The following is a 9,270-nucleotide window of genomic DNA, read 5'->3' as shown; positions in this document are numbered from 1 at the left end:
GGGTTAAGGTGCAGCTTAACTTGATGGACAGCAAAACCTTGACGGCCAATTTGGTAGCTAAAAAGACTTCACCTATGTATTTTATTGGTAATACAGGCTGGACCATGGACGCGATGAGTAATTTCCAATCGTATCTCAAGAGTGATAGACGCTACAACAGATATTCTAACGCTGAGATTGATAAGCTGGTCGATGAAGAAGAACAAACCATCGATCCTCAAAAGCGACAAGAGGCTTTCACGAAGTTGCAAACAATTTTGAAAGAAGATGCGCCATTCATCTACTTATATCAAATCAATGGCCTTTACGGTATCCGCAACAATATCGAATGGAAACCGAATCCGGTCGGCATCTTGTCCATGTACAAAGCATCCATTAAATGATTTGTCTGCTGCGGAGGTGATATCTATTGCTATCTTATATACTGCGTCGCTGCTTCTACGCCATATTTGTATTATTCGGGGTAGCGACGGTCGTATTTCTTATTACAAGGCTAACCGGGGATCCGGTAGGCATCATGCTAACTCCTGATGCTACGGTTGAACAGGCGCAAGCACTTCGGCATTCTCTAGGCATGGATAAACCAGTCATTGAACAGTATGGCATTTATCTGTTGAACCTGCTGCATTTAAATTTTGGAGTTTCGCTGCGCTATGGTGAGCATACGTTACAACTTATTATAGAAAGGATGCCGGCGACAATTCAACTCGCCGGAGCAGCCTTGCTATTCTCTCTTGTCGTTGCTATTCCTGCCGGCATTATCTCGGCAATTAAACGGGGTACCGTGACTGAAAAAGGTATTATGTCATTAATTGTATTTGGTCAATCCATGCCTGTATTCTGGGTAGGGATTCTGCTGGTCTTACTGTTCTCCGTGCATTGGCGAATATTCCCGACTGGAGGTATTGGCGGGATCAGTCACATCGTGCTGCCTGCCTTTGCACTTGGAATTCATCTACTGGCGCTAGTTGCCAGATTATTAAGGGCATCGTTAATTGAGGCTCTCGATTCCGATTATATTCGTACAGCCAGAGCCAAAGGGTTGGTTGCAGTGGTTGTCATTTCGAAGCATGCTTTACGCAATTGTCTGCTACCGATCATTACGATTGTCGGCCTGGAGATTGGAGCATTATTGGGAGGATCCGTGGTAACAGAGACAGTGTTTGCTTGGCCAGGTGTCGGACAACTGTTAGTACAATCAATTTATAATCGCGATTATCCTCTGGTTCAGGGAGCAATCATTATTTTGGCTGCTATCTTTGTATTGGTTAATTTGATTGTTGATATCTGTTATTCACTTGTTGATCCTCGTATCCAATATAAATAGGGGGGATACCTACGTTAAAACGAATAGTGAACGGGAAATATGGCAGTCTGTTTAATTGGTTATCGATGTGCGTGCTTGGAGGTTTCCTCATTATGGCGGTGGCTGCTACGAAATTGTCGCCGCATGACCCGAATGTACAGGACTTATTAATGCGGTTTAAACCGCCGTTTTGGCTCAGCGGGTCCGAAGATGGCTATTGGCTAGGCACTGATAATATGGGACGGGACTTATTAAGCCGAATTATTTATGGCAGTCAAGTTTCTATTCTTGTAGGTGTGGCAGCGGTCGTAATATCAGGTGTGCTGGGAACGATCATAGGCTTGTTATCTGGATTTTACAACGCACTAGACCACGTCATGATGAGGATTGCAGACATCCAATTGGCTTTTCCTACGATTTTATTGGCGCTTGCTATCGTAGCTGTCATAGGTGGCGGCTTGAATAATTTGATTATTGTTCTTGGCATTACGGGCTGGGTGCCTTACGCAAGGGTCATTCGTTCAGAGGTTTTGAGCATACGATCCAGTGATTTCGTCGTCGCAGCGCAAACCATTGGGGTTAGTGACTTTCGCTTGCTCTTTCGGCATATACTTCCGAATATTTTTTCGCCGGTTATTACCATTGCTACGTTCCAAGTGGCGTCTGCTATTATTGCGGAATCTTCACTTAGCTTCCTTGGACTTGGCGTTCCTGTCAGTGTACCCAGCTGGGGGAACATGCTGAACCAAGGGCAACTGTATATGGAATCAGCGTGGTGGATTTCTGTATTCCCAGGCGTGTCCATTATGTTAATTGTGTTATCCATTAATATCTTGGGTGATATTTGGAGAGATAAACTGAATCCGAAAGCCAAAGGGCGTTAAAAAAGTTAGGCAGCGATTTCTGATAGACAGCTTTAAGGAGGAAGAAAGCAGATGACTTGGTCTTATGCAACCCATTATACCTGTGATAATTGCACGGAGATATTTGAATTGCTGCAACCTTTAAATACATGCCCAAGCTGCGGCGGGTTACTGGAAATTCAGTATGATTTGGACCGATTGAAGCGTGAACTGCAGCCGAAGCAATTTGATTCTCGCGAGCCCTCGATGTGGCGTTGGCATGAATTTTACCCCCTGCAGAATGGTGCTAATGTTGTATCCATGGGTGAGGGCGGCACACCGCTGCTACCATCTGTATACGCTGGAAGGAAGCTCGGACTGTCCAAGCTGTATTTTAAAAATGATGCATTGATGCCTACAGGTAGCTTTAAGGATCGTGGATTTAGCTTGGCAGTTAGTTTTGCGAAGGAATTGGGAATATCACGGGGTCTTACTTACAGCTCCGGTAATGCAGGAGCGTCTTTTGCTGCGTACGCAAGTCGGGCGGGACTAGATGCAACTGTTCTGGTTGAATATTTGGCCAACCCGATCAAGAAGGCGATAATCGGTTTGTATGGTGCTCATACGGCTACTTTGCATTTTGAAAGTATGGAAGATATTTCAGCTATGCTTGAGCAAGCCGTGAAGGATTTGGGTTTATATCAGTTTGTGAACTTTATTAATCCGACCCGTCACGAAGCGATGAAGAGTTATGCTTACGAAATCAGTCAGGCATTGGGCTGGAAGGCTCCGGACGTGATGATTCACCCCGTTGGTACAGGTGGAGGTATTTGGGGAGCTTGGAAAGGCTTTAGTGAGTTGAAGCAGCTGGGATGGATCGATTCACTCCCCAAGATGGTTGCTGTGCAGCCGAGTGCTACGGGGCCGATTGTCCAAGCGTTCAAGCAAGGAGCAAGACATGCCGAGAAACATGGTGATCCTACCCAAACGATTGCACAAAGTATTGCGGCCGACGCTCCGATTCAAGGAGGGCGCCGGGTGTTGAATGCGGTTTATGATTCAGGCGGGTTCGCGGAGGCTGTGACAAATGAGGAGATTATCGAAGCGGTACAATGGCTGGGCAACGAAGGGATTTGTGCCGAACCTGCCTCTGCCGCCTCGCTTGCGGCGTTGAAGCGGGCTGTCTCCAATGGCCTTGTTCAACCGGATGATTGTGTCGTATGTGCCATTACCGGAAGCGGCTTAAAGCAGCCATCAGTCATTCAACAGGCAACAGCCGAATCGGAATTAAGATTGAACGCGAACTTTGATGATTTAAGCAAGCTTTTGACCGAATTATGGAAGTAGAGCTCAAGGTTGGAGATGATATTGTGCAGCAACCAAGCCCTGTAATTAAAGCATTAATGACATGTATAGCGCATCCCACTCCAAATCCTCCTGGCGAAGTGGCTGAGGTAGCTAATTGGTTGGAGGATTGGGCGAGGAGCTTCGGTGCACAAGTCGTAAGGCAGACAGTCGAACCGGGAAAGGACAATGTGATCATTACGCTAGATTACGGTCCTGGTCCATGTCTCGTTTTCAATACCCATATGGATGTCAATTCTCCCAAGGGACAAGTGTGGTCAAGTCCGCCTTTTGAGCCGAGGTTAAGTCTGGATGAGGGCAAACTCTATGGCGTGGGGGCTAGTGATGCCAAAGGAAGTCTGGTTAGTATGATGGCTGCTATGGAAAACATCGCAAACGATCCGAGAAACTTGAACGGCAAATTAGTTCTTACCGCAGTGATGGGGGAAGAATCGGGTGGTCTGGGTTCGCTCCACTTGGTTCAACAAGGAATTCAAGCAGATGGTGCGGTTGTAGGCGAGCCTACCGGGTTGGAAGTTGCAATTGCGCATAAAGGCACCTATATGCGGAAGCTGTGTTTCCGTGGACGTGCTGCACATTCAGGAAAGCCGGAACTTGGCATCAATGCGATCATCCATTCATCAACATTTATTATGGAGTATGAGAGACTGAATACCAAGTTATCGCTTACTCCCCATGCGCTGCTTGGACCAGCAAGTGCGGTAGTCACGATGATACAGGGTGGAACTCGCCAAAATACGATTCCTAATTATTCAGAAATCATCATTGACCGTCGGTTGATCCCTGGTGAAACACATGCGGATGCGGATAGCGAGCTAGAAGATATCCTGAATACGTTGAAAATATCGCTACCTGAGCTTGCGCTGGACACTATTGAAGTTGTGGTGGCAACCATTCCTTCCGAGACATTGGCATCGGAGAGGATCGTCGGTACCGCTCTAGAAGCGGTTGATTATGTGGTGGGGAAACCACAAACACCTCATGGATTCAGGGCGGGCTGCGATATGAGCAAGCTAGTCACAATTGCCGGCATTCCAACGATCATACTGGGGCCCGGCAGTTTGGATCAGGCACATGCGCCGGATGAATTTGTCGAGATTGCTCAAGTGGAACAAGCGGTACAAATTTATGAACGCATTGCCCGGCAATTTATAGGGAGGTGATTGAATGAGCAGAATAACTCAGTTATTGCAACAGGCTCGTGATGAGGAAGCATTCTCAGGTGCAGCTTATGCCTTTGGAAGTTCAACCAGCCTGACAGAGCAGGGCGTGGTCGGAACGCTTTTTTGGGATGGACCAGCGGTACAACCAGATAGTATATGGGATTTGGCTTCCGTGACCAAACCAATCGCTGTACTGCCATTAATGGTGATGCTGGAGCAGGGTGAATGTTCTTTGGATGATGTGATTGCTCATTTTTTGCCTGTCTACAAAGACACAGATAAAGCCAACCTAACGCTCCGTCAGCTGCTCACACATACAAGTGGGATACCTGGACAGCAGCCCTTATATCAAACATCGGCCACGAGACAGGAGATGTTGGCTGCTGTGAGAAATCTTCCGATGCGCTATGCGCCTGGCACGGATGTTGAATATTCCTCGCAAGGTTATATGATCTTAGGTGAAATTATAGAAGCGATTTCCAGTAGCCGATTGGATGCCGTACTGAAGCAGATGGTATTGGAGCCGATCGGATTAAGCGAAACCCTGTTTATACCAGGAAGGAACTTGCACCATCGTATTACTGCAACCGAATATTGCAAATGGCGTCATAAGATGGTGATTGGTGAAGTTCATGACGAGAATGCGGTCGTGTTGGGAGGAATTGCAGGTCATGCCGGGTTGTTCAGCACAGTCCAGGATATGAGTCGGCTTTGCCAAACAATGCTCCGGTTAGGAGAAACTGCAAAAGGCCGTTTCTTACAGGCGGAGACGGTTCGACTGATGACAAGCAATCAGACGTCATCCTTGAAATTGGCTAGAGGGCTTGGATGGCAAGCTAAGGACAGTCATGATTCTCCTGCGGGTGATTTGTTCTCCATGTCCTCCTATGGGCATACCGGCTTTACAGGTACCAGTATATGGATGGATCCGGAAGCAGATTTATTCGCCGTACTGTTRACGAATCGCGTACATCCGGCACGTTCCAACAATGCTATTAAATACCTCAGGTAATGATTGCCGTGATAATGGAAAACTTATTTTTGAAGGTAAATTAGGCAAGGATCTGACGATCGAACAGGGACAACAAGCAGCCCGGCAAACGATGATAAACCTCTTGGGTGTATTGCAGGCCCATTTGGGTGACTTGGATCGAATCGAGAAAGTAGTAAAATTATTGGCGTTCGTTAATAGTGCCTCTGGATTTGCGGACCAGCCGTATGTTATTAATGGGGCTTCGGAACTGTTGGAATTGATATTTGGTGAACAGGGTAAGCACGCTAGATCAGCCATTGGTACGTCGGATTTACCTTTTAACACTCCTGTTGAAATTGAAATGATTGTTCAAATCAAATCATAATTTGATAGTACGGGTTGAACGTTAATTTTCACCTTGATAAGGATGTTTGCACGCCGGATGGACGGCAGGCATTTCATAGATGAGGGGCCGCATAGCGGCTCTTCTTTTTGTTAAAAGTATCGGAGGGTAGATTATATTAGTGCAGTTCGGGTACGTAACTTTAGTCGATAAAGGAATGACGATAAGCCCCGCAGAAGAGTTTGCGGGCTTTTTAAGTTGCGTGGGGAGTTAAGCTTCTATTTATTATTTACATAAACAGGAAAATGGTGCTAACCTGAATATTAAGGCTATGGGGGACGTGTTTTTGACTGGAATGACACCCGAATTATAAAATTATGAAAGGTAGGCTAACGATGAGCGAGTACATTATTGGAATAGACCTTGGTGGAACTAATATTAAATCTTCAATATTTAATTCAGAGTTTCAATTAATACACGAAAGAAGTGACCAGACTGAAGCATCAGTAGGACCATTGCATGTGTTGAATAGAATTAAAAGTATTATTCTAGAGATGATCTCACAGAAGGGAATCAATCGGGCTTTGATTAAATGCATGGGTATGGGAATTCCAGGTCTGCTTGATCCAGAGGAAGGTTTATCTATATTTTCACCAAACTTTCCAGATTGGGAGAACATTCATGTGGTGAACCAGATGAAAGCCGAGTTTGACTTTCCTGTATTTATTGACAATGACGTGCGAGTAAATTTATATGGAGAATGGATCTTTGGTGCAGGGATAGGTTACAAAAATTTGGTGTTGATTACATTAGGTACAGGTTTAGGTTCAGGTATTGTGAATGATGGAAAGATACTTTACGGTACAACTGCAAGTGCAGGAGAAATCGGGCATATGAATATGTTTAGGCAAGGTCGACCTTGTCGATGTGGAAGTTCAGGTTGTCTAGGAAGATACGTTTCAGCGATTGGAATGGTTAGAACATTCACAGAAAAAATGGAGGAAGGTAAAGATAGTGTAGTCCAGCAATGGGTAGGAGACAATCGAACTGAAATAACAGCACGCATGATTTCAGATGCATACGACCTTGGAGATTCCTTAGCAATTGAGGTAATGCATGAAACAGGAGAAATGCTTGGATTTGGACTTTCTAATGTTATCAACTTGCTAAATCCAGAAGTAATCATTGTTGGTGGAGGAATGTCGGAAGCTGGTGATCGCCTACTAAATTCAGTTCGCGAAACTATTGGAAACCATGCCTTAAAGCTTTCTTCTCAAACGTGTAAAATCATTCAAGCAAAATTAGGTGGTCGAGCAGGAATGATTGGAGCGGCTGTGTATGCAAACAATAAGTTGAACCAGCGTACGCACGCCAGTGCTCATACTGGTTTTACTCATTGGGGACATAGGTCATCTCATTAATAATCGAAGGCGCGTATCATCCAAAATTTATGTATAAATGAAATCCTTATTGGCATGATATAAAGAAAACTCCAGTGGAGCATTTATGAACTTCAACAATTGAGTGAAGGGTTCTACATATGATATTGCTTATATGTTCAATTGTCTTATTTAATATAACGGCATTGAAAACAAATAACGTCCTGAGCATCAATAAGATCCTGCATATCTGGACCTTTACGATGGCCTTTCAGCTATTGTTTGATCTGCTCATTGAATTTAAATTTGAAGCTTATTGGTATTTTTCAAAAGATGAAATAGATTGGCAAGGGGTTTTAGCAAGAACGGTACTTGTGCCACCTGTAAATATGATGTTTATTAATCATTACCCTTTAAGAGGGAGAATTGGCAAAAAAGTTTTTTGTTTTTTTATTTGGACGGTAGGCATCTTAATTTATGAGTTAATTGCTCTATTACCAGCCCCTTGGGGGTATTTTCACTATGGGTGGTGGAACTTGGGTTACTCAGCAATGGTTGATCCCATACTTTTTTTAATTCTTCTTAGTTATTATAAGTGGATATGTATTATTGAAGGGAAAATTTTGTGATGTCTTAAAGTTTTCTTAATGTCTTTAAAGATGATGAAAAGCCTGATCTAAAGAGCAGGCTCTGTAACTTGTTTCTGTAATTTATATGCTGCCCATTTAATGAAGTAGCTTAAACTAATAATTACAATCATTGTGTAAACATGCTTCCAGTTGCCACTTGGCCTATACAAGTTAAACTGGATAAAAATTGGTTCTATGATGAATGCAATAGTAATTGCAGTAATCGAAGTCATCACAAATAAAGAGCGTCCTCTCGGAAAATATTGATAAATGAGCATGTATGTAACAGGAAGTATAGACATATCCGCTGGAAAAAGAGGAGGGATGAATGAGAAGAGTTCTTGAGGATACTCCCATAGACCGAGTGAAAGCCCTATCTCGTCCAATATTGTTGAAATTATCATCCATAAAAGGCCGCATGAGATGAGGATATTAAATTTGCTCCTCTCAGCAAGCTTCCACCAAACGAGCCATGGAAGGATGGAAGCGGCTGAAAGAATCCACCAGTGAAGTGTAAATACATCGTACTGAATCCAAAACTTAATTTTTAATTCTATTAGTTGATTTTTTAATTCGCTTATTTTCTGATAATCCTCTTCTAAAGAATTCATTTTCTYTTCGCCCCATAGTCTGTAGGTATAAATGTAAAAGTAAATCTGTAGATAATCATATTATGGGCAGATTTATGAATAATAATGAAATTTTCTTTGCAAAATCGGTATTCTTATTCCAGTCATAGGTTTATTTCAAAAAGTGCGCCTCCTGCGCTAAATTAAGTATCGAATATAAATGTAAATACTGGCTAGTAAGACGGAAAACAACATGAGAGGGAAGCCGAATTTCATAAAAGTAACAAATTTAATCGGATGGCCTTCCTTGGCTGACAGTCCTGCTACGATTAAGTTGGCGCTTGCCCCAATTAATGTGCCATTACCACCCAAGCATGCACCTAGCGCTAGACTCCACCATAGTGGTTCCAAGTTGTCTACACCCATATTACCCATTTCTTGAATCATTGGAATCATCGTCGCAACAAATGGGATATTGTCTAGAAAAGCGGAAGCAATCGCACTGAGCCATAAAATTAACATCGATGTCGCGATTGGATTACCTCCTGTCAACTCAATAGCCTGCGCGGCTAGTTTCGAGATGACGCCGGTCTCTACAAGACCTGAGACAAGCACGAAGAGCCCAACGAAAAAGAAAATTGTGGTCCATTCCACTTTGGTAAAAGCGTTTTCCATGGCGTGTTCACCGGTTAGAAGAAGCA

At 43.8% G+C, this 9,270-nt stretch carries 11 protein-coding genes; 9 read left to right on the top strand and 2 right to left on the bottom strand.

Annotated features, from left to right (window positions below; translation table 11 throughout):
- The 9 genes from AC1DUA_RS20120 to AC1DUA_RS20080 all read left to right on the top strand — a co-directional run.
- Window positions 1–383: hypothetical protein (locus AC1DUA_RS20120; RefSeq protein ID WP_477501465.1), on the top strand; the 383-nt coding region annotated here is incomplete at its 5' end.
- A 26-nt stretch (window positions 384–409) separates the two neighbouring features.
- Entirely contained in the window at window positions 410–1,327 is a 918-nt protein-coding gene (locus tag AC1DUA_RS20115; RefSeq protein ID WP_477501464.1) for an ABC transporter permease, read from the top strand.
- 92 nt (window positions 1,328–1,419) lie between these two features.
- On the top strand, window positions 1,420–2,190 hold the full coding sequence (locus tag AC1DUA_RS20110) for an ABC transporter permease (protein ID WP_477501463.1): 771 nt from the start codon (window positions 1,420–1,422) through the stop codon (window positions 2,188–2,190).
- A 51-nt stretch (window positions 2,191–2,241) separates the two neighbouring features.
- Window positions 2,242–3,495 carry a threonine synthase gene (locus AC1DUA_RS20105; RefSeq protein ID WP_477501462.1) on the top strand — a complete coding sequence of 418 codons (1,254 nt, stop codon included), beginning with the start codon at window positions 2,242–2,244 and terminating at the stop codon, window positions 3,493–3,495.
- Between the two features lie 23 nt (window positions 3,496–3,518).
- Complete coding sequence (locus AC1DUA_RS20100) at window positions 3,519–4,676, top strand: M20 family metallopeptidase (protein ID WP_477501461.1); 1,158 nt, start codon at window positions 3,519–3,521, stop codon at window positions 4,674–4,676.
- A 4-nt stretch (window positions 4,677–4,680) separates the two neighbouring features.
- The gene (locus AC1DUA_RS20095) at window positions 4,681–5,688 is read left to right on the top strand and encodes a serine hydrolase domain-containing protein (protein WP_477501460.1); all 1,008 of its coding nucleotides are present in this window, start codon (window positions 4,681–4,683) and stop codon (window positions 5,686–5,688) included.
- Window positions 5,666–6,034 carry a RidA family protein gene (locus AC1DUA_RS20090; RefSeq protein ID WP_477501459.1) on the top strand — a complete coding sequence of 123 codons (369 nt, stop codon included), beginning with the start codon at window positions 5,666–5,668 and terminating at the stop codon, window positions 6,032–6,034. Before AC1DUA_RS20095 ends, AC1DUA_RS20090 begins: the two co-directional genes overlap by 23 nt.
- Before the next feature lie 353 nt (window positions 6,035–6,387).
- On the top strand, window positions 6,388–7,413 hold the full coding sequence (locus tag AC1DUA_RS20085; protein WP_477501458.1) for an ROK family protein: 1,026 nt from the start codon (window positions 6,388–6,390) through the stop codon (window positions 7,411–7,413).
- A gap of 221 nt (window positions 7,414–7,634) precedes the next feature.
- Window positions 7,635–8,000 (top strand): hypothetical protein, encoded by a 366-nt coding sequence (locus tag AC1DUA_RS20080; protein ID WP_477501457.1) that lies wholly within the window; start codon window positions 7,635–7,637, stop codon window positions 7,998–8,000.
- A gap of 47 nt (window positions 8,001–8,047) precedes the next feature.
- On the opposite strand, the gene AC1DUA_RS20075 is transcribed toward AC1DUA_RS20080, so the two are convergent.
- Together AC1DUA_RS20075 and AC1DUA_RS20070 are read right to left on the bottom strand one after the other, a co-directional pair.
- On the bottom strand, window positions 8,048–8,611 hold the full coding sequence (locus AC1DUA_RS20075; protein ID WP_477501456.1) for a CBO0543 family protein: 564 nt from the start codon (window positions 8,609–8,611) through the stop codon (window positions 8,048–8,050).
- A 156-nt stretch (window positions 8,612–8,767) separates the two neighbouring features.
- The coding region (locus tag AC1DUA_RS20070) for a sodium:proton antiporter (protein WP_477501455.1) at window positions 8,768–9,270 on the bottom strand (503 nt) is incomplete at its 5' end.

It is taken from the genome of Paenibacillus sp. 01T422 (assembly GCF_056398785.1).
This window is presented reverse-complemented; position numbering and strand designations above follow the sequence as displayed.

Bases quoted from the DNA above. Each gene is read 5' to 3' on its own strand.
- AC1DUA_RS20085 (WP_477501458.1), top strand. From the start codon at position 6,388: ATGAGCGAGTACATTATTGGAATAGACCTTGGTGGAACTAATATTAAA.
- AC1DUA_RS20105 (WP_477501462.1), top strand. From the start codon at position 2,242: ATGACTTGGTCTTATGCAACCCATTATACCTGTGATAATTGCACGGAG.
- AC1DUA_RS20080 (WP_477501457.1), top strand. From the start codon at position 7,635: ATGGCCTTTCAGCTATTGTTTGATCTGCTCATTGAATTTAAATTTGAA.
- AC1DUA_RS20075 (WP_477501456.1), bottom strand. From the start codon at position 8,611: ATGAATTCTTTAGAAGAGGATTATCAGAAAATAAGCGAATTAAAAAAT.
- AC1DUA_RS20110 (WP_477501463.1), top strand. From the start codon at position 1,420: ATGGCGGTGGCTGCTACGAAATTGTCGCCGCATGACCCGAATGTACAG.
- AC1DUA_RS20090 (WP_477501459.1), top strand. From the start codon at position 5,666: ATGCTATTAAATACCTCAGGTAATGATTGCCGTGATAATGGAAAACTT.